This window comes from Pseudomonas sp. Emmai (assembly GCF_055179735.1).
Map to the genome: position 1 here is coordinate 620,379 of NZ_CM143685.1, position 19,052 is coordinate 639,430.

The 19,052-nt window shown below is 55.2% G+C and carries 19 protein-coding genes and 1 tRNA gene; 6 read left to right on the top strand and 14 right to left on the bottom strand.

What is annotated here, in order from left to right:
• The first annotated feature begins 23 nt into the window (after window positions 1-23).
• Genes ACY4LX_RS02765 through ACY4LX_RS02775 form a run of 3 tightly spaced genes read left to right on the top strand, consistent with a single transcriptional unit; the run spans window position 24 to window position 2,978 of the window.
• Entirely contained in the window at window positions 24-971 is a 948-nt protein-coding gene (locus ACY4LX_RS02765) for an ABC-three component system protein (RefSeq protein ID WP_024645031.1), read from the top strand.
• Window positions 964-1,194 carry an ABC-three component system middle component 8 gene (locus ACY4LX_RS02770; protein WP_200866307.1) on the top strand — a complete coding sequence of 77 codons (231 nt, stop codon included), beginning with the start codon at window positions 964-966 and terminating at the stop codon, window positions 1,192-1,194. The genes ACY4LX_RS02765 and ACY4LX_RS02770 overlap by 8 nt, the downstream gene beginning before the upstream one ends.
• Window positions 1,191-2,978 carry a DUF2326 domain-containing protein gene (locus tag ACY4LX_RS02775; protein WP_177030458.1) on the top strand — a complete coding sequence of 596 codons (1,788 nt, stop codon included), beginning with the start codon at window positions 1,191-1,193 and terminating at the stop codon, window positions 2,976-2,978. The genes ACY4LX_RS02770 and ACY4LX_RS02775 overlap by 4 nt, the downstream gene beginning before the upstream one ends.
• A 329-nt stretch (window positions 2,979-3,307) precedes the next feature.
• Here ACY4LX_RS02775 and ACY4LX_RS02780 read toward each other — a convergent pair whose 3' ends face one another.
• From ACY4LX_RS02780 to ACY4LX_RS02820, 9 genes are all read right to left on the bottom strand, one after another.
• On the bottom strand, window positions 3,308-4,285 hold the full coding sequence (locus ACY4LX_RS02780; protein WP_463259114.1) for an integrase domain-containing protein: 978 nt from the start codon (window positions 4,283-4,285) through the stop codon (window positions 3,308-3,310).
• Between the two features lie 756 nt (window positions 4,286-5,041).
• Window positions 5,042-5,350: a hypothetical protein gene (locus tag ACY4LX_RS02785; protein WP_145314196.1), complete on the bottom strand. Its 309-nt coding sequence runs from the start codon at window positions 5,348-5,350 to the stop codon at window positions 5,042-5,044.
• A gap of 238 nt (window positions 5,351-5,588) precedes the next feature.
• A tRNA-Thr gene (locus ACY4LX_RS02790) sits at window positions 5,589-5,664 on the bottom strand.
• A gap of 78 nt (window positions 5,665-5,742) precedes the next feature.
• Window positions 5,743-6,567, bottom strand: coding sequence for an FkbM family methyltransferase (locus ACY4LX_RS02795; RefSeq protein WP_463259115.1), 825 nt, complete (start codon window positions 6,565-6,567; stop codon window positions 5,743-5,745).
• A 332-nt stretch (window positions 6,568-6,899) separates the two neighbouring features.
• Window positions 6,900-8,132 carry a methyltransferase gene (locus tag ACY4LX_RS02800; RefSeq protein WP_463259116.1) on the bottom strand — a complete coding sequence of 411 codons (1,233 nt, stop codon included), beginning with the start codon at window positions 8,130-8,132 and terminating at the stop codon, window positions 6,900-6,902.
• Entirely contained in the window at window positions 8,113-8,802 is a 690-nt protein-coding gene (locus ACY4LX_RS02805) for an ABC transporter permease (protein WP_149659085.1), read from the bottom strand. Before ACY4LX_RS02805 ends, ACY4LX_RS02800 begins: the two co-directional genes overlap by 20 nt.
• Entirely contained in the window at window positions 8,799-9,494 is a 696-nt protein-coding gene (locus ACY4LX_RS02810; RefSeq protein ID WP_149659086.1) for an ABC transporter permease, read from the bottom strand. The genes ACY4LX_RS02805 and ACY4LX_RS02810 overlap by 4 nt, the downstream gene beginning before the upstream one ends.
• Window positions 9,495-9,571: 77 nt before the next feature.
• Window positions 9,572-10,318 (bottom strand): ABC transporter substrate-binding protein, encoded by a 747-nt coding sequence (locus ACY4LX_RS02815; RefSeq protein ID WP_463259117.1) that lies wholly within the window; start codon window positions 10,316-10,318, stop codon window positions 9,572-9,574.
• 13 nt (window positions 10,319-10,331) lie between these two features.
• The gene (locus ACY4LX_RS02820; protein WP_133837806.1) at window positions 10,332-11,105 is read right to left on the bottom strand and encodes an ABC transporter ATP-binding protein; all 774 of its coding nucleotides are present in this window, start codon (window positions 11,103-11,105) and stop codon (window positions 10,332-10,334) included.
• 551 nt (window positions 11,106-11,656) lie between these two features.
• Between ACY4LX_RS02820 and gabP the strand changes: the two genes are divergently transcribed.
• Window positions 11,657-13,048 carry a GABA permease gene (gene gabP, locus ACY4LX_RS02825; RefSeq protein ID WP_149659088.1) on the top strand — a complete coding sequence of 464 codons (1,392 nt, stop codon included), beginning with the start codon at window positions 11,657-11,659 and terminating at the stop codon, window positions 13,046-13,048.
• A gap of 375 nt (window positions 13,049-13,423) precedes the next feature.
• The gene (locus ACY4LX_RS02830; protein ID WP_149659089.1) at window positions 13,424-13,750 is read left to right on the top strand and encodes a hypothetical protein; all 327 of its coding nucleotides are present in this window, start codon (window positions 13,424-13,426) and stop codon (window positions 13,748-13,750) included.
• An 80-nt stretch (window positions 13,751-13,830) separates the two neighbouring features.
• On the opposite strand, the gene ACY4LX_RS02835 is transcribed toward ACY4LX_RS02830, so the two are convergent.
• From ACY4LX_RS02835 to ACY4LX_RS02850, 4 genes are all read right to left on the bottom strand, one after another.
• Window positions 13,831-14,301: a hypothetical protein gene (locus ACY4LX_RS02835; protein ID WP_463259118.1), complete on the bottom strand. Its 471-nt coding sequence runs from the start codon at window positions 14,299-14,301 to the stop codon at window positions 13,831-13,833.
• Between the two features lie 5 nt (window positions 14,302-14,306).
• On the bottom strand, window positions 14,307-14,723 hold the full coding sequence (locus tag ACY4LX_RS02840; protein WP_133837810.1) for a hypothetical protein: 417 nt from the start codon (window positions 14,721-14,723) through the stop codon (window positions 14,307-14,309).
• A gap of 37 nt (window positions 14,724-14,760) precedes the next feature.
• Entirely contained in the window at window positions 14,761-15,723 is a 963-nt protein-coding gene (locus tag ACY4LX_RS02845) for an alpha/beta hydrolase family protein (RefSeq protein WP_463260558.1), read from the bottom strand.
• Window positions 15,724-15,791: 68 nt separating this feature from the next.
• The gene (locus tag ACY4LX_RS02850) at window positions 15,792-16,850 is read right to left on the bottom strand and encodes a PDDEXK nuclease domain-containing protein (RefSeq protein ID WP_463259119.1); all 1,059 of its coding nucleotides are present in this window, start codon (window positions 16,848-16,850) and stop codon (window positions 15,792-15,794) included.
• Between the two features lie 271 nt (window positions 16,851-17,121).
• On the opposite strand from ACY4LX_RS02850, the gene ACY4LX_RS02855 reads away from it, so the two are divergent.
• Window positions 17,122-17,571 carry a carboxypeptidase regulatory-like domain-containing protein gene (locus ACY4LX_RS02855; protein WP_149659093.1) on the top strand — a complete coding sequence of 150 codons (450 nt, stop codon included), beginning with the start codon at window positions 17,122-17,124 and terminating at the stop codon, window positions 17,569-17,571.
• Here ACY4LX_RS02855 and ACY4LX_RS02860 read toward each other — a convergent pair.
• Window positions 17,568-19,022, bottom strand: coding sequence for an aminotransferase-like domain-containing protein (locus ACY4LX_RS02860; protein ID WP_463259120.1), 1,455 nt, complete (start codon window positions 19,020-19,022; stop codon window positions 17,568-17,570). The genes ACY4LX_RS02855 and ACY4LX_RS02860 overlap by 4 nt on opposite strands.
• Window positions 19,023-19,052: the final 30 nt, after the last annotated feature.

Consider the following 19,052-nt stretch of genomic DNA (forward strand, 5'->3'; position numbering starts at 1 on the left):
AAATATCTGAGAGGGATGCAGGTATGAAATATCAGTATAGTGAATTATCCCCGACGCAATTTGAGACTCTGGTAATTCACGTTTGTTATCGGCTGTTAGGTTTGGGCACTGAAACATTTTCTGATGGGCCAGATGGTGGGCGCGATTCCCGTTTTCACGGAGAAGCAGAATTGTTTCCAAGCAGATCAAAGCCGTGGAGCGGTTTAACTGTGATTCAAGCAAAACATACGCTGGCATACAATAAGAAATTTTCAGACCCTGACTTCTTTGGGGTCGCCTCGTCGGCTGTCAATGGTGAGATTTTAAAGATTAAGGGACTGATCGATAACGATGGTTTAAGTAATTATTTGCTTTTTTCAAATAGAAAGCTTCCAGGCAATGCGAATGAGGCCATCAAGAACTTTATCTCTTTTGAGACTGGCCTCGACAAACAGAATATTGGATTGGTTGGTATCGAGAGTTTTGAAAATTATTTGAAATTCTACCCCGACATTCCAGCTGCTGTCGGTTTAAACCCATTCGAGATGCCTTTGAACATAGAGCCAGATGACCTAGCTAGTATTATAGTAGGGCTTAGTAATGGCTTAGGAGGTATAACTAAACGCGACATATCTACCCGAATATTTAGAACTGATTTTGAAAGAAAGAATGAGATAAATAGTCTTTCTGATCAATATTCTAAGCTCATAAAAAGAAAAATTGAAGACATGTATCTCATCCAGGACTTCCTCGCGATGCCTGAAAACGATGATTTGCAGAGGCTATACTTAGGCGTATCAGAAGAACTGGCTGCGAAAATTATCGCTCTTCGAATCCCTGGTCAGAGTTTTGATGTTGTGCTAGAGAAGTTGATCGAACTGCTGTTGGAACGGGATGTTGAACTAAAAGGGAACAAACAGTTAACCAGATCTATGATGTATTATATGTATTATCATTGCGACATTGGAGATGATGATGTTGCTAATGCCTAATAAGAACTCTCATCCCGATCTCACTGTTCTGGCAGTGTCTGGTTTTTTATTGGGCTCCATTAAGAAGTCTAAATTTGAGAGCTATTCTGATTTGCTGGAAAAGCTTAATTCTTACGATGCTAGGGCAAATATTTTATTTAAACCGAGCTTGCAGTTGCTTTTTCTTTTGGGGTTGGTTGATTATCACCGTAAGAATGATCTTATCGAGTATGTCGGACCATGAAAATTTCTAGGATATATTCAAATTTCGAAAGCGAATTTTCTACTGTTGATTTCCATGATGGTTTTAATGTCATACTTGGTAGGGTTTTTAATAAGACCTTGAAATCGACAGATGCCCATAATTTAGGTAAAAGCAAACTGGCAGAACTTATTGATTTTTGTTTGTTGAAAGGGCGGCACAAGACTTTCTTCTTGTTTGAATTTTTTCCTGTGTTTGAAAAATATGAATTTTACATTGAGCTTAAGCTGAACTCCGGTGAGTTTTTAACTGTAAAACGCGGAGTATCAAAAAACACTCGAATTTTTTTAAGGAAACACTCAAAAGCTAAACAATGCTTTCGAGGTTTAGAAGATGCGCTCTGGGATTATAGTGATCTTGCAATCGACAAAGCACGCCTTGTTCTTGACTCCTACCTTAATCTCTTGGTTATTGATCCATGGAGTTATCGTGATGCTATCGCTTACTGTCTAAGAGGTCAGGATGATTACACGGATGTTTTTCAATTGGATAAGCATAGAGGGCAACATGTCTATTGGAAACCATATGTTGGACACCTTCTGGGATTTGACTCGCATTCGTTGAAGAGAAATTACTTGCTAAAGAGCGAGGTTGAGGCTCTGCGGGAGGAAATCGCTAAGCTAAAATCCGCTATAGGCTTGACTGCAGGCGATCAAGAAGAAACGATATTGAACCTGCTTGACGTGAAAAAGAATCAAGTTTCTGATTTGGAATGGCAGTTGGAGAATTTTAATTTTGATAGCACTGATGTGCTTTATATTGAAGAACTCGCGGATGGTATAAATTCACAGATAAGTGATCTTAATAATTTAAGATACTATCTTTCTGCACGGTTAAAGAAACTCAATAAGTCCTTGGCGTCGAGCGATGTTAAAATCGAGTTGGACAGTTTGTCTCAGCTTTTCGAGGAGTCGGGTGTTATATTTGATGGTCAGCTTAAGCGAACATTTGGGGAGCTGGTAGAGTTTAATCGTAAAATAACTATTGAGCGTCAAGGGTTTATTTTTCAGCAAATAGGGGAGCTGGAAAGCGAACTTGTTGAAATAGCTAGCTCTATTTCTGAGCTTAGTGAAGAACGCTCAAAGAAATTGGGGTATCTACGCTCGCAAGATGTCTTTTTAAAGTATCAAGAAGTGTCAGATCTTCTTTCTGAACAGAAGTCCTACATTTATGAGCTGAATCGAAGGTTGGAAGTGAACTCTTCTGTGAAAAGTATGGAGGCTGATTGTAGAAAGCTGATTCGAGAAAAAGATGAGGTTGTAGAGAAGATTAGGATGAATCGCGATTCGGTCATCCGGTCGAATGATGGAATCTATAAAGGGATCAAAGAGCATTTTGCGAACTTTGTAACGGAAGTATTAAATAAGGACGGAGTATTAATAACTGAGCAAAATGCTGAAGGGAATTTGGAATATTCGGCTGGTCTTTTAAATGGTCTAGGACGAATAACTGGAGAGAGTGATGGGCATAGCTACAGAAAAATGCTGTGTATAGGCTTTGATATCGCTGTCGCAATGGCGTATTCAAAAATGGAATTTGTGCGGTTCTTATATCATGATGGTGGGTTGGAGACACTTGACGATAGAAAGAAAATTGAGTTCATTGAGTACGTCCGAACAGCATCTAGTCTCTCTGGGATTCAGTATATTTTGACTACAATCGACTCCGACGTGCCAGATGGAGTTGTATTCTCGGAGTATGAACTAGCCCGCGTGCTACATGACGAAGGTAGTTCTGGCAGATTGTTTAATATACCTACTTGGTAGTTTGAGTTAGAGTTTTTTTGTATTATGGCCATTAAGGTCATTGATGCGATAATTTTTTCTGTCAGGGGGGGTAGTGTTTAAGACCCATTTTTTTCCTAGTCGACGAACTATCAGCCTCGAGGTTAGAAGGTAATAGTAATGGGAGCCGGCTGTTTGTTGATTTAGAAACCAGGTGAGATGCTTGTGCTGCCACGTCCATGGATTATCTCGGTACCAGCGATCAGAGATCGCGGCTTGAATGGTCTTTGCTTGGCGTAGATGGCGCTGGCGTGTGGCATGCGACCCTGTCAGGACCCCCACCAGGAACAGCTCCATATCGAATGGTCTGATCATTGTCGACCACCAATGTAGGCCGATACCACGTCGATTCGACCATGCCCCAGTTCATAACTGATTTGTGAGCGTGCCTCTCGATCGAGTTGCAGATCTAGGTGGCTGCATCTGCCGCCGTTGATAGGCGCTAGGTGACAGGTGATCTGCTCATAGCGTTCGCATGCGTAAGCCGCGCGCAGTTCGTGGAAGCCTTTGAGGTTGTTCGTATGTAGGAAGTCTCGGACGGGTCGCACGACTCTCCGTTGGAAGTCGAAGTAGCTTTCGTTCGGTGCCGGCAGGTTGCAACTATCGTTGGGAGAGACCTGCTCGGCATAGCTGAGTGCTTCGTGGATTTGAACATTTACCTGAATCCAGCGAGGCGCAGATGCCCCCGAGCGTCCACCCTTGGTTCCATCCTGGATATTGATCTTGCCGTAATGTTTGGCTTCGCGCTTGAGGCGTGGTAGGTCGGCCAGAATCGCCTCGCGCAATCGCATGCCAGTGGCGCGTGCCAACTGCATAACGGCTGCGGCACGGGGATTCTGTTCGCAGAGCGCGTCGACGATCCGTTTCACCTGTTCGCGGTCTTGGCCTTGCGGCACTGAGCGACGAACACTGGCCCGCTGCATTCCCAACGCCTTGCTTGGGCTCGGTACTTTCACGGACTGATCACCGCGAAGCGCGGCCATGGTTCGGTTCACGCTGGCCAATCGGTTTTGCGCGGTCGCGATGCCGATAGCTCCTTGTGCAACCTGCTGGCGTAAGTGTCCTGCGTAATCCAGTAAGGTCTGCCGATCAATCTGCTGCGCATCGTTAAATCCTGGTCCATCCTCCGACCGACACCACCGAACAAACGCCTGCCAGCGATCACTGTGCGCTTTGACCGTCCCGTAATGCCCACCGCCAAACAGATCTTTCAGCGCTTGCGGCCCCGCATAACTCAGTTGCCGTCCATAGCCAAAATTGCGCCCATCCTGTCTACCGACCAATGCCATGATCGAACTCCTCTCGAAGCCAAAACTTTTAAAACCTTCCCCACGTCATCCCGCCAAGAATGTTGAGTGTTATCAGGGATCAAGGCCCCTGCGACCTGTGAGGGTTGTCCACTAACGCGGGACTGACGGCTCTTTACGACCGGGAGCTTGGGCATCTCATGATCTGGCCTCCTGAACACTTCCGAGGAAGTGGGCGGGTGGAGGCTGCCTGGCTGACGAGACCAGCGCCGCGAGATCCTGAGTCGGGTGAAGGCAGTGAAGCGATGACCCGGGCATGCCTGACTGTCAGTCAGGTGCAGTCCATTCCGTGGGCTGCGGCACCATCATCTGCATCGCTGTTGCTGTTGCTGTTGCTGGTGACTTCGGTGTTTGTCACGCCGATTGTCGCGAGGGAAAATGCCGCAAAGCCTTGTACGAGTTGGGCTGCAGCAGCGGTAGGAGCGCCCGTCTCTTTCCGGAAGAAAGAGACGGGCGCAGGTTGGCGCAAGGAAATGGCCAAGCGGATAGGTTGCTGCAGGGCAGCTATGAAAGGGGATGAGTTGCCGCAGTGGGCACACTGGTAAAAGTAGGCATCCATCACATCGCTGTGACCGTGCGAGCCGCCGGACGCTAATCGCACTTTGGAAGAACCACCACGGTGTGGCGTAGCCTTAAAGGTTCTGGCTACTTGGGGTTGCTGTCAGCGTCACCTTTGGATGTCGTTTTCTACACCCATGCAATGCTCCAAACAGATAACCCCTCAGAGTCTTCGCGTGATCAGCGATTAAGAACCTTGCTGATGTCTACCAGCTTTTTTCCATTACTTTTAGTGAGGTTGTACATTTCGGTAATCAATGTATCGATTTCGTCAATCAAGTCTGAGCGCTCTGCCTTGGTGGCACTATTGCGCAGGGTGTTAAGACGATTGGTAATGATCCGCTTCTTACCCAGCAAGCTGAAGTCCTTCACACTTCCGTAGATTTCCCAGTATTCATAACTTGGGTACTTCATTGCGATTTCTGAGATGTTTACTCCGCTTTCCAACAGCTGATTCATCTCTTTTAGTTCGTGTTGCGCAATGCTCATCAGTGTTTACTCATCCTTGTGACAGCGAGCGGGGCGCCCACCAAATCGGGTAGAGAATAACTAGTTGAGGCATGGAATTGCCATCTTTTTGATATCACTTGTCCAGACAGTTTGTGAGTGGTCAGGAAGGCCTGTTGACCGGTGTCGGGACGGCACGCAGCATAAGGTTGCTGGTATGAGATAGGTGCGGAAAACAAAAAAGGCCCACCTTTCGGTGAGCCTTTCTCGTTACTGCGTATGGTGCCGGCACCAGGAGTCGAACCCGGGACCTACTGATTACAAGTCAGTTGCTCTACCAACTGAGCTATACCGGCGTGTTAGGGCGACGATTATAGCGATTGCGTTGGTTCTGTAAACCCCTGAATTCAGACTATTTTTACTCGACCCTCAGGTTACCCACGAACCAGTGCTTTCCTGAGTTTCTGGAGAGTGCGCCAACCCCGGCTATTTTCCATCGCACGCACCTGCGCTTCCGCCTGTTCGGCCCGTTGCAGGGCGGCGGAAAGCTGCGATTCCGTGGCGCTGACGGGGTAGCTGAGCGCATGCCCCTGACACAGTTGGAAGTTGTCCAGATTGCACGGCGGAATCTCGAACGCCGGTTTGAGGTCGATGTGTTCGTTGGCCAGGAACCAGGTGTTGATGCCATCGAACAGGACGGCCTCGTAACCGGCGTCGGTGACGAGGTGTTCCCAGGTGTGGTCGCGGGCCCATGGGGTTTCGATGAGGATGATCCAGGGGCGCCATTTTGCGAAGTCCATGCCGCGCAGGACGGTTTCTTCGTGGCCTTCGACGTCGATTTTCAGGAAGTGGATCGGGCGATTCTGGGCGTATTGCTCGCAGATGGAGGTGAGGGTGCGGGCTTTGACGGCTTGGCGGTGGATGTCCATGCCAAGGGCGGTGCGTTGCTGGGCGGTGACCGGGTCGACGGTGGAGAGGCCGGTGCCGGGGATGCCGTAGAGGATGAGGTCTTCGGTGCTGTCGCTGGCTACGCATTGCAGGTTGGTGTCGCTGGGGCGTTGTTGGCACAGGGCGTCGTAGTAGTGCTGCATCGGCTCGACGTTGATGCCGGTCCAGCCGCGGTCGTGGAAAGCTTTGGTCACGGAGTCGTGGGTGGGGTCGTTGGCGCCGATGTCGATGTAGAAGCCGTTTTCGAACTGTTTGAGGGCGCGCCACAGGCGGATGTCTTCGAAATTCTGGGCATAGGAAATGAAGGTCACTGCGGCTTCCTGTCGGTGGTTCGTGGCCGCGCTTTCGGCGTCCTTGGCGTCTTGTATAACAAGGGCGGATGCCGGGCGCAATTTTCCGCTGGTGAGGTCCGGAATTCGGCGTTTATGTCCTTTCGGTTGAATGCTTATGCACAACGGGACCGCTGATTAGCTCGATCAACAGCGCTTTTGTGGACTCGTTCTCATTTGTTCGCAAATCCCTGTTTTTAGGGTTTTTTATTTATGTGTACGAAAAATGAACAGTTGTGTTTCAGTCGCGAAACATCGCATTTATTGGATCCACGAGAATTTCATCAACAGAGTTATCCACAGGCTGCGACTGATTAAGGGCGTTCGGCCAGGAGCAGGAAATTGCGCGGTGTGAGGGAGGTTTCGCTGAAGGTGCCGAGGCGAACGGCATAACCCTGAGCGGATAGGAAAAGTGCTCGATCAAGCACCAGCCATAGCTCCAGCGGGCGTCGGAAAAGGCCCCGCAGCAGCTCCAGGTTGCGCACTTCGGCCAATCGCTGCCACCCGGCGGCTTCGAGTGCTGCCCAATCTACAACGCCAACTGTGGATAACTCCTTCAACGCGGCCAAATGATGGCAGTAGTCGGCGAAGGATTTATCCAGCCAGGCGCTGGGCAGGGACGGCGTTGGCAGGTATTCGTCGATGCCACGCAATTGCCGTTGCAGCAGGTCGAAACCCAGGCGCCGGGCCATGGAGGTGTCCCGTTGACGTCGGACCCGTGCACCGGCGGTAACGGTTTCGCTCATTGGTAGTGCGAGGTCTTCGAAGGATAGTTGTAGGTCGGATCGCCTACCCGCTGAGGAAAGCGCCTCATACGTCGAAAGACTGATCCGGTTATAGCAGCACGGCGCAATGGCCAATTGTTTACATCCGGCCGCACTGGCGAGCCGGATCAACCGCACATGCAGATCACCACAAGCGTGCAGCGCTACCGGCGTGTGCTCAGCCTTCAAAAAGGAAGCAGCGCCAACCGCGAGCACATCTTGCTCAATATGCAGCGCCTGCAACTGATGACGCTGGCTGAGTGTTTGGCCGCTCAACACCAAAGAAGGATCGTATTCCAGGCAGGTCAGCTGCTGCCCGGTTTGCAACAGGCGTCGCCCCAAGTGCCCCTTGCCCGAACACCAATCCAGCCAATGCCTCGCTGGCGCGGTGAACGATAAGCGACTGGCAAACGCCTCAATCTGCTGCCACTTGCGCCCCGGTACATCGACGTTCAACCGATGTCCGGCCGCTTCAAGCGCATGCCCCGGCAACTCAGCCACCGAACTCAGCTCAAGGGACAACGCCGCCAATGAAGCAAACGGCTCCGGCGCATCGAGTAAATGAGGTTGGTTATGACTGCTTTCCGCCTCTTCGAGCGACCGGCCGCGTAGCCAGGAAGACAACGAAGGGTAGGACGTTTCCCAAGGCAGCTGCAGATGAGTAAACGGTCGTGGCTTCCACAACGTCTGATGCTCAATCAGAAAAGCATCCAGCGCCGTGAAACGGGCGAGTAGGGCCTCGCCCGTCAGCACGCAGGAAGAATCAACGCCCCTGGCAGGCATCGACGCGCAACCAGCGCTCCAGCAGCTTGAAGCCGCGCACGAGCACGTAAGCCATCACCAGATAGAACATGCCGGCGGCGAAGAAGATCTCCACCGGCAGGTAGGTCCGGGCAATGATGGTGCGGGCCATGCCGGTCAGCTCCAGCAGGGTCACGGTGCTGGCCAGGGCGCTGGCCTTGAGCATCAGGATCACTTCGTTGCTGTAGGCCGGCAGGCCGATGCGCGCGGCACGGGGCAGGATGATGTAGAACAGCGCCTTGGGCTTGGACATGCCCAGCGCCCGCGCTGCTTCGATTTCGCCCGGCGGAATCGCCTGGATTGCGCCGCGCAGGATCTCGGCGATATAGGCCGCCGTGTGCAAGGTCATGGTCGCCGTGGCGCACCAGAACGGATCGCGCAGGTACGGCCACATCGAGCTGTTACGCACCGCATCGAACTGCGCCAGGCCGTAGTAGACGAGGAACAGTTGCACCAGCAACGGCGTGCCACGGAAAAAGAAGATGTACGCGTAGGGCAATGACCGCACGTACCAGCGCCGTGACGAGCGTGCGATGCCCAGCGGGATTGCCAGCAGCAACCCGGCGATCACGGCGATGGCCACCAGTTCCAGGGTCAGCGTCGCGCCTTGGGCCAGTTTCGGCAGCCACTTGATGATGACTTCCCAGTTCATTGGGTGCTCCTCGCGAAGCCGCGAGCGGCGCGTCGTTCCAGGAAGTACATGCCGGTCATGGCCAGAATGGTCAGGCCCAGGTACATAAAGGCAGCGACCATAAAGAAGGTGAACGGCTGCTTGGACACGGTCACGCCGATTTGCGCATGACGCATGATTTCTTCCAGGCCGATCACCGACACCAGCGCAGTGTCTTTCATCAGGATCATGAACAGGTTGCCCAGGCCTGGTAGGGCGATGCGCCACATCTGCGGCATGATCAATCGGGTGAAGATGCGGAATTTCGACATGCCCAAGGCCACGCCGGCTTCACGATGACCCTTTGGGATCGCCAGGATCGCGCCGCGAAACACTTCCGTGGCGTAGGCGCCGAAGCACAGGCCCAGCGCAATTACACCAGCGGCGAAGGCATTGAGGGCGAGGTCGGGGTTGCCGAAAAACTCGCCCAAGGCACGCATCAGATTGACGGTGCCGAAGTAGATCAACAGCACCCAGAGCAATTCCGGGATGCCGCGAACCAGCGTCGAATAAGTGCCGCCCAGCCATTGCAATGGCTTGTGCGGGGATGTCTTGGCCAAGGCGCCGAGCAGACCGAGCACCAGCCCCAGGCACAGCGCCGAGAGTGCCAGTTTCACAGTCATCAGCGCACCAGCGGCGAGCGCCGGGCCGAATCCGTAGAGGTCGATAATCATGGGTTTCTTTTCAATCGCGGCAGGCAATGCCAAGGACTGGCGCCGTCAGCGAACGGCGCCGGCCAGGCAGGTCAGAATCAATAGATGCTGAACGGGAAGTACTTGTCGTTGATCTTCTTGTAGGTGCCGTCTTCGACGATTTCTTTCAAGGCCAGGTTCAGCTTCGCGCGCAGGGTGTCGCCTTTACGTACAGCGATACCGATCTTGTCGCTTTCTTCCACCGGGTCGCCCTTGAATTCATAAGAACGACCGGCTTCGCTTTTCAGCCACTCATAGTTGACGTACTTGTCCGCGAGGATGCCGTCCAGACGACCGGAAGTCAGGTCGAGGTAGGCATTTTCCTGGGTGTCGTAGAGTTTGATTTCAACGCCGGGCATGTGGTCTTCCATCCAGGTGCCGGCGAGGGTCGCACGTTGTGCGCCGATCACTTTGCCCTGCAGGGAATCCTTGTCGGTTTTGAAATCTTTGTCTTTCGGTGCGATGAATTGCAGCTTGTTGGAGTAGTACGGGTCGGTGAAGTCCACCGCTTGCTTGCGCTCGTCGGTGATCGACATCGAGGAGATCAGGAAGTCGAACTTCTTGGCGTTCAGGGCCGGGATGATGCCGTCCCAGTCGGACGTGACTACAGTGCAGTCGACTTTCATCTTGGCGCACAAAGCGTCGCCGATTTCTTTGTCGAAGCCGACGACATTGCCGCTGGCATCTTTGTTGTTGAACGGCGGGTAGGCCGCTTCGATGCCCATCTTCAAGGTCTCGGCCATGGCACCGGCGCTGAAGGCCAGGGTGACGGCGGCTGCCAGGAAGATCTTTTTGAAGTTCTGCATGCGGGTAGCTCCGTTAGCGGTTGCTGGACATGAATTGTTTGCAGCGTGCCGAAAGCGGGTTGTCGAACACCTGCTGTGGCGATCCTTGTTCTTCTACCAGGCCCTGGTGGAGGAACACCACTTCGCTGGAGACCTGACGGGCAAAGCCCATTTCGTGGGTCACGAGCAACATGGTGCGGCCTTCTTCGGCCAGGGCGCGGATGACATTAAGTACTTCCTGGACCATTTCCGGGTCAAGGGCTGAGGTGGGCTCGTCGAACAGGATCACCTTGGGCTGCATCGCCAGCGTGCGGGCAATCGCCGCCCGTTGCTGCTGGCCACCGGACAATTGCGCCGGGTAGGCGTGGCGCTTGTCGGCGATGCCGACCTTGGCCAGCAAGGCTTCCGCGACTTCGATGGCTTCGGCTTTACTCTGGCCGAGCACCCGGCGCGGGGCTTCGATGATGTTGTCGAGCACGCTCATGTGCGGCCACAGATTAAAGTTTTGAAACACAAAACCGATCTCGCTGCGCAGGCGATTGATCTGTTTGCCATCGGCGGCAACCAGTTCGCCGTTTTTCGCGGCCTTGAGCTTGAGTTCTTCGCCGGCCACCAGGATCTGGCCCTGGTGCGGGTTTTCCAGCAGGTTGATGCAACGCAGGAACGTGGACTTGCCGGAACCGGAGGAACCCAGGATCGAGATCACATCGCCGTCGCGGGCGGTCAGCGAGATGCCTTTGAGCACCTCAAGCTTTCCGTAGCGTTTGTGCAAGTTGCGGATTTCAAGCGCGGGCGTGGCCTCAGCCATGTGCGTTCCTCATAGTGTTTCGCTCCTGCTGTTGGCGGCCTTCCTGGCGAGGCGGCCAAGCTAGCATAGCGTTCGAATGGCAGCCAACAGCGCTGCGGGCGGTAAACGGATGGTGTGTGGCAGGTTGTCGCATCGGTACAGCCGTGTGTCGCGCTGCTATCAACCGAACAGCCGTTTGAACCAGTCGGCCCGCGGGTGTTGCGTAAAAAAGGGCGCGATGTTGCCAGCTTTGACGGGGTGTTGGAAGCGCTAACCGGCCAAACGTTCCTGATCTGCACTTTTATTGTGCATCCCACATTTTTTCAGTGTGTTTCTGGTGCGCTGATTCGTTCCTAATGTGGGTCGCTGGGTAACGCTCTGGCGAATTGCCATTAATCTCAATGACTTGCGATGACTGACCGGTCAAGCGGAGAGCCGCGGTTCTGGGGAGCCTGTAACATTTTGGCGCAATTATTGCGTGCAGAATAAGGAACGCCCCGTTGGATTCTTTTTACGAGAAAGAAATGCCAGACGCGGTGGACTGAATCGCTTTCCTTGCAAAGGTAGTTTCAATGAGCAGCACCCAAAGCTCCAATGGCCTCGAACAGGGGCTCAAACCGCGTCATGTGACCATGTTGTCGATCGCCGGGGTTATCGGCGCCGGCCTGTTTGTTGGCTCGGGCCACGCTATCGCAGCGGCCGGCCCGGCCGTGCTGTTGGCTTACGCTGCCGCTGGTGCGCTGGTGGTCCTGGTCATGCGCATGCTCGGCGAAATGGCCGTGGCCTCGCCGGACACCGGCTCCTTCTCGACATACGCCGATCGCGCGATCGGTCACTGGGCCGGTTTCACCATCGGCTGGCTGTACTGGTGGTTCTGGGTGTTGGTGATTCCGCTGGAGGCCAACGCCGCCGCGACCATCCTGCATGCCTGGTTCCCGAATGTGGCGATCTGGGCCTTCACCCTCGTGATCACGTTATTGCTGACGGTCACCAACCTGTTCAGCGTGAAGAACTACGGTGAGTTCGAATTCTGGTTCGCCCTGGTCAAAGTCATCGCGATCATCGGCTTCATCGGCCTCGGCATTCTGGCGATCTTCGGCTTCCTGCCGAACAGCCAGGTCAGCGGCGTTTCGCACCTGTTCGACACCCAAGGCTTCCTGCCAAACGGCATGGGCGCTGTGTTGGGTGCGATCCTGACCACCATGTTCTCCTTCATGGGCACCGAGATCGTCACCATCGCGGCCGCCGAATCGAAGAACCCGGGCCAGCAAATTTCCAAGGCCACCAACTCGGTGATCTGGCGGATCGGCTTGTTCTACCTCGTTTCGATCTTCATCGTTGTGGCCCTGGTGCCGTGGAACGATCCAGTACTGGCCGCCGTCGGTTCCTACCAGACCGTGCTTGAACGCATGGGCATCCCGAACGCCAAGCTGATCGTCGACATCGTCGTATTGGTTGCCGTGACCAGCTGCCTGAACTCGGCGCTGTACACCGCCTCGCGCATGATGTTCTCCCTGGGCAAACGCGGTGATGCACCGGCCGTTTCCCAACGCACCAACAAAAGTGGCACGCCGTACTGGGCTGTGATCCTGTCCACCGGTGCTGCGTTCGTTGCGGTGTTCGCCAACTACGTGGCCCCGGCCGCTGTGTTCGAATTCCTGTTGGCCACTTCCGGTGCCATCGCGCTGCTGGTGTACCTGGTGATCGCCATTTCGCAATTGCGTATGCGCAAACAGCGCATGGCACGCGGCGAAAAAATCGCCTTCAGCATGTGGCTGTTCCCGGGCCTGACCTACGCGGTGATCGTCTTCATCGTCGCGGCCCTGACCATCATGCTGTTCCAGGAAGCCCACCGCGTGGAAATCCTCGCGACCGGGTTCCTGAGTTTGATGGTGGTCGCGGTCGGGTTGTTTGTGGCTCACCGTCGTCGCAATGAAAAGCTGATCGCAGCAGTCGCGCGCTGAGTGTTCTGACTCAAGCCAAGCGCTGTTGAAATACGGAAACGACCGCCATCAGACATGATCGCGGTCGTTTTTGTTTTCATTCAGGCGCTTGATTGGGTGGCGATCTGATGGACACAGTGGTGGCGAGATAGTAGCCTTCGCACCGAATGTGTATCTCGCTATTGCGAGATGCAATGGAGATTCAGGACACGGATTGTTCGACGCCCCTAGCCTTCCTGGCTAAAGCCCCCGAGCCTTTCATGCCTGCTCCCTCATCTGACGCGCGTCACAGATGCATTTGCGTGTGCCTGCCGATTAACCCGGCAGATCAGAATCAGAGCTGCATGGAGCTAGCCCCGCCATTCAGCCAATCATCGGGGCATCAAGGAGATAGGCATGGCGTTTACATCGGTTGTGTTCAAAAACCCTCAAACCGGTGCCATGAAAGAAGCGCCAATCGGCTTTTCGTGGACCGTGTTTTTCTTTGGCTTTTTTCCGGCATTGTTCCGTGGCGACATTAAGTGGGCCGCGATCATGTTCGTAGTGGCCTGCTTTACCTTCAGCCTGAGCAATCTGGTGTTCATGTTCATCTACAACAAGCTGTACGTGCAGGACCTGATCGGTGCCGGCTTCAAAGCCCAATCCATCGCCAAAGGTGACCTGAGCTACGCCAGCTCCAAGATCGGCATTGAAATCCCGCGTCTGGAAGGTGTCGCTGCCTAAGATTTGATCTTCGGCGGACAAACAAAACGGGCGCAATCAGCGATGATTGCGCCCGTTTTGTTTGTCCGTAGTTCAGTTGATCAGACCGACTCGTCCTTGGCCTCGGCGTCGTCCAGCGTCTGGCGATAGCTGTCCAGTGCCGTGCCGAAATCAGTGATGAACTGCGGATCGGTCAGCCAGGCCTGGGCGGTGTCGCGGTCCATGCCGTCGGCCCACATGCGGTAATCGATCAGCATGTCGGCAGCCAGGTGAGTGGCGGCCATGGCTTCGTTGTCGGCGTTTTCCATGTCCAGCAGTTCTGGATGGTCGCTGATGATCCCGGCGAGGTCCGACAGCAGGGCCAGCAGCATGTCGTTGCGGCCGATGGCTTCGGCGTCGCGCATTTTGCTGAACATTGCCAGGGTGTATTCCGGAATCGGCTCGCCGATTTCGCCCAGGTCATCATCCAGATCTTCGTCCAGCGCGGCGGGTTTACGGCCGTGGATGTTGATTTGCTTGGCTTTGATCTTGGCGCGTTTGGCGCGTTTCTGTTGCTTGTTCAGGGATGCCATTTATTTCAGTTCGCTTTCGGTTGTGTTTGGGCCGCGATGGCGTCGGACGCCGCCACGTAGTCAGCCTGGAAGGCTGGGGATTCGATCCACGCCAGGGCGGCGGCTTCGTCCACTTCGGCGGACCACTGGCGATACTCGATCAGTGCCGCGAGGATGAAGTCTGTCGCTGTTTCTTCGCCTTCCTGCTCCAGCACCAGTGCGAGCAGCGGGTGTTCAAGAAACGCCGCGCACATCGCTTGTTGGCTGATCTTTTGCGCGTCGATCATTTCTTTGAACAGTTCGGTCAGGTCCACCGATTCGAAGTCGATGCGATCATCGTTCGGGTCCAGCTCGACGGGGGCGGCGGCCCGTTGGGTGCGGTTCTGCTTGGCCTTGGCTTTGGCACGGGTGGCACGTTTTTGCTGCTTGTCGGCGGAGGCCATGGGCGTCGTTCCGTATTTCGTTGAGAGGGCAGGTCACTCAGCCGCGTGGCACTCGCCGCCCGGGGGTATCGGGGGCCAGTTCGCCGTTTTGCAGCCAGGACAATGCAATGGGCCATAGTGTGGCTTGGTATGGGCTACGAAAAAAGGCGAAATGTCCGACTTCTTCTTCGCCGATGTCTTTCGGCTCGATTCGCAGATGGGTGGTCGTGCCGTCGGTGAGGTAGTCGAGCAGGCGCTCGATCGCCGGGACGGTGCCGTAAGGATCGTCGCTGATGCTGATCGCCAGGGTTTTCGCCGTGACATTGGAGAACGGTAACCGTCCGTGCTTTGCGTGGATCACACGGCCGCTGGGGCGCGTCTCGTAGCGCGAGGTGGGCGTGCTCCAGTCGCGCACGACGCCGGCGGGCGTGTCTTCCAGCCAGCCGAGGCGTTTGCCGGGGAAGTAGCCGTAGATCATCGTCACCAACGGCATCACCAAGTGCCACTTGCCGAACATCCGCCAACGATGAGCGGGCGCATAGTCACGCCAGTAGGCGAACTGCGCGCCGACGGTCACCAAGTGCCGGATCAAGTGCCCGGAAGCCCCCAGCCCAGCCGCACAGCCGCCGAAACTGTGGCCAACCACGTCGATGGGTTGCCCGGGGAATTCACGCTGAGCACGCTTGAGCATCGCTTCAAAATCCAGCGCGCCCCAGTCGGACCACGTGGCGTCGAGGCCTTTCAACGATGCCGGCCGTGATTCACCGATGCCGCGGTAATCGTAGGTGATCACGTCGAAGCCGTTGGCGAACAGGTAATCGGCGAAGCGCGAATAGTGGCGGCATCGGACGGAGGTGGCGGCGTTGATGATCACGACCGGGCGGGTGCTGTCTGCATGGGCGTGGCGCCAGGTGAAGCCGCCGAGGAGGAAGCCGTCGGGGGCGGGTTCCTTGATGGGGGCACCGGGAGCAGATGGCGCCAACTCTGTTGGTGCCAGTGAGGACATGTCCTGCAAATTCATCGACTTCGAACCTTTGCGGGTAGCTGCCAACGATAGTCTTCACGCAGCCTGTGAACAATCCGTCAGCGCTAACATGTTTGCTGGTTGAGCAACCGCTCCTCAAGCGCCGCTCGTTCCCGATCCAGCTCCGCCCGCAGTTCATCCTCACTCGGCAGCACCCGTTTGTACTTACTGGCAAACAGTTGTTCATTGCCCTGCAACACCGAGTAGCGCACCACCGACTCGTTTTTTTGCGCGCACAGAATGATGCCGACGGTGGGTCCGTCTTCTGCGTTGCGCTTGAGGTCGTCGTACATGCGCACATACATGTCCATTTGCCCGACATCCTGATGGGTCAGTTCACCGCGCTTGAGATCGAAGATGACAAAGCATTTGAGCAGGTAGTTGTAGAACACCAGATCGATGTAGAAGTCTCGGCCTTCGGTGCTGATGCGTTGCTGGCGGGCGACAAAGGCGAAACCATTGCCCAGTTCCAGCAGGAAGCCCTGGAGTTGCTCGATGAGGGCTTGTTCGAGTTCGGTTTCCTGGACGAGCCCTGCATTGGGCAGGCCAAGAAACTCCAGCATCACGGGATCCCGGATGAATTCCCGGGGGCTCTCGGCCATCGCATGGATGTTGGTCGCGGCTTCCGTCATGACGGGCGCCTTGTCCCGACTCATCAACAGGCGCTCGTAGTACAAGGTATTGATCTGCCGTTCCAGGGCGCGACTTGACCAGTTCTGGTTGGCGGCTTCGTCCATGTACCACGTGCGTGCCTTGTCATTGTCGACGCGCAGCAGTCGGCGGTAATGGGTCCAGCTCAATTCGAGCCGCAGTGCGTCTCGAATTGGAAACGCCTGATAAAACAGTCGCATTTTTCGCAAATTGGTCTCGTCAAACCCCTTGCCGAACTCCGCTGTCAAACTCTGCGCAAGCGTCAAAAGCAACTGCTTGCCATATTCCGCCCGCCGGGCCCCCTGCTGCTCGAACTCAACAATATGTCGCCCAATCTGCCAGCAAGTTTGCACCTGAGCAGTATCGACCGCTCTCAACACTTTCTGGCGTGCCTGCCGGATCAGCTCCCCAAGGTCGCCAAGCAGTGAGGCGAGTTGTGGTTCTTGAGTGTTGTCGGGTTTGAGGTTGCTCATGAAGTTTTCCGCCGCTGGATGAACAGGCGGAAAAGGATGCCAATGACGGACGGGTCAGCGATGCCGGGCGTTGCCGGGCGTTGCCGGTAGATCGGAAGGAAATGCCGGATTCGTTTTGAAGGATCATGCCGACGACACCCAGGAATTCGGAATACACCCTGTAGTCCCATTCGCAGTGATTCCAAGTGCCAATCAATCTAAAACTCGAGCATCCCGCCAGAAATCTAAAAGAGGTAACGATTGGGTTCCGTGGAACCCGGGAGTCGCCATCATGAAATACGTTCATTCCCTCGTAGTGCTACTCGCCGCTCTAGGCGTGTTGATGTTCCCAACCCTGTCCTATGCCGCCAGCCTCGACCCGGTCGACAGTTCGGGCGTGCAAGTCCAGCCGCAATTGCAAAACGGGATCAGCTACCTGTCCGGTGGTATTGGCGAGGATGAGGCAAAGGCCATCCAGCAGGCCAAGGGTTACAACCTGCACATGACGTTTTCCGTGGGGTCGCTGAATGAATACATCCCCGACGTGGATGTGGTCATTCAAAAAGCCCAGGGGCAAACCGTGCTGACGCTTAATCAGGCTGGCCCTCTGGTTTATGTCCAGTTGCCCGCCGGCAAGTACACCGTGGTTGCGACACGCAATGGCGAGGTGCGGCGTGACGTGACGGATGTCGGGGACGGCACGGCGCGCAATCTGGTTTTCCACTGGAATGGTGACAGCTAGAGGTGCATTTTCTGCCGCACCGGCGAGTTGCCCGCCGCCAGGTGCGCGCATTCGGCAATGACGCTCAAGCTCTGCATGACTGGCGGCGACAGCGTTGTCCCCAGGCATATTCTGAGTCCGGTGGTGGGCTGCCCGTCGGCGAAAAAGATCCCGCTGCCGGCCACATGGCAACCTCGTTCGCTCGCCAGACGTTCCAGCGCCGACATGTCCGTGTGCTCCGGCAGTTCGATCCAGTGGATGAAACCTCCTTGTGGAGGAACGTAGAGCGTACCCACGGGAAAATCCGACCGAACCCGTGCTTCAAAGAAACGGGAGAGCGAGGACAGTTGCGCCCTGAGCCTGGCGCAGTGCTCTTCCATGTACCCACGGCCGATGAACTCACTGAGTACATGTTGCGCAAGGCTTGAGACAGCCAGGTTGCGGGAAAACATGTGCGCAAGAATCGCATCGCGGTACTTGCCGGCGACACACCAGCCCACGCGATAACCCGGGGCAACCGTCTTGGAGAATGAAGAGCAGTAAATCGTCTGGCCGCTCGTGTCGTAGCTCTTGATGGCGCGTGTGCGCTCACCTTCAGGCACCAGATCGAAAAAAATATCGTCTTCGATAATCGGCACATCCGCCGCGCGTGCCACCCGTGAAAGTCGTGCGCGGGTTTCATCGGGCATGATGAAGCCGCGTGGGTTTTGCAGGGTTGGATTGAGAAAGATCACCGCGACCTTTTTCTGTTTCAAGGCTTCTTCGAGATGATCGACATCGATGCCCAGTTTGCCGTGCGTCCGAATAGGCAGGGCGCGCATGCCCAGGCGTTCAATGGTCTGGAGTATTCCGTAGTAAGTGGGGGTTTCGATGGCGACGGTCGAGCCCCTGGGTGCGATGGCTTCGAGGGCCAGTTCCAAGGCGATCGTATCGCCTGACGTCACGAGGATATCGTCCGGTCCGCAGACGACACCGCGTGCCAGCATGAGTCCGGCAATTCGCCGTCTCAGCGCCGGCAGGCCAGGAGGGGCCACCAGCCCGGTCAACGCGTTGTCGGCTTTGGTCGCCACGGCACCCAGGCACTTGTTCAACAGAACGTGCGGGGTGAGATCGCTGTGCAAGACGGCGGAACTCAACGATGCCGTGGCGCGCGAGGCCGCCTGGGAGAGCATTGTGACGACGGCATGATTGACGTTGACCGTGACGCTGGAGAAATCAAAACCGCTCGCAGGTTTCGCCTGCGCTGATGCCGAGACGAAATAACCGACACGCGGAACGGTAAAGACATAGGCATTGGCTTGCAGATCAGCCAGCGCGCGCTGAACGGTGGTGATGCTGGTTTCAAACAGCCGGGCCAGGGTCCGGATCGAGGGCAGTTTTGATTCCGCCGCCCATTCACCACTTTCGATCTGGCGAATCACCCAGTCATTGACTATCCGCCAGTGTTTGTCGGCTCGATCAAACCTATCCATAAGTTCTCGTGGGCGAATTCGGGAATGACG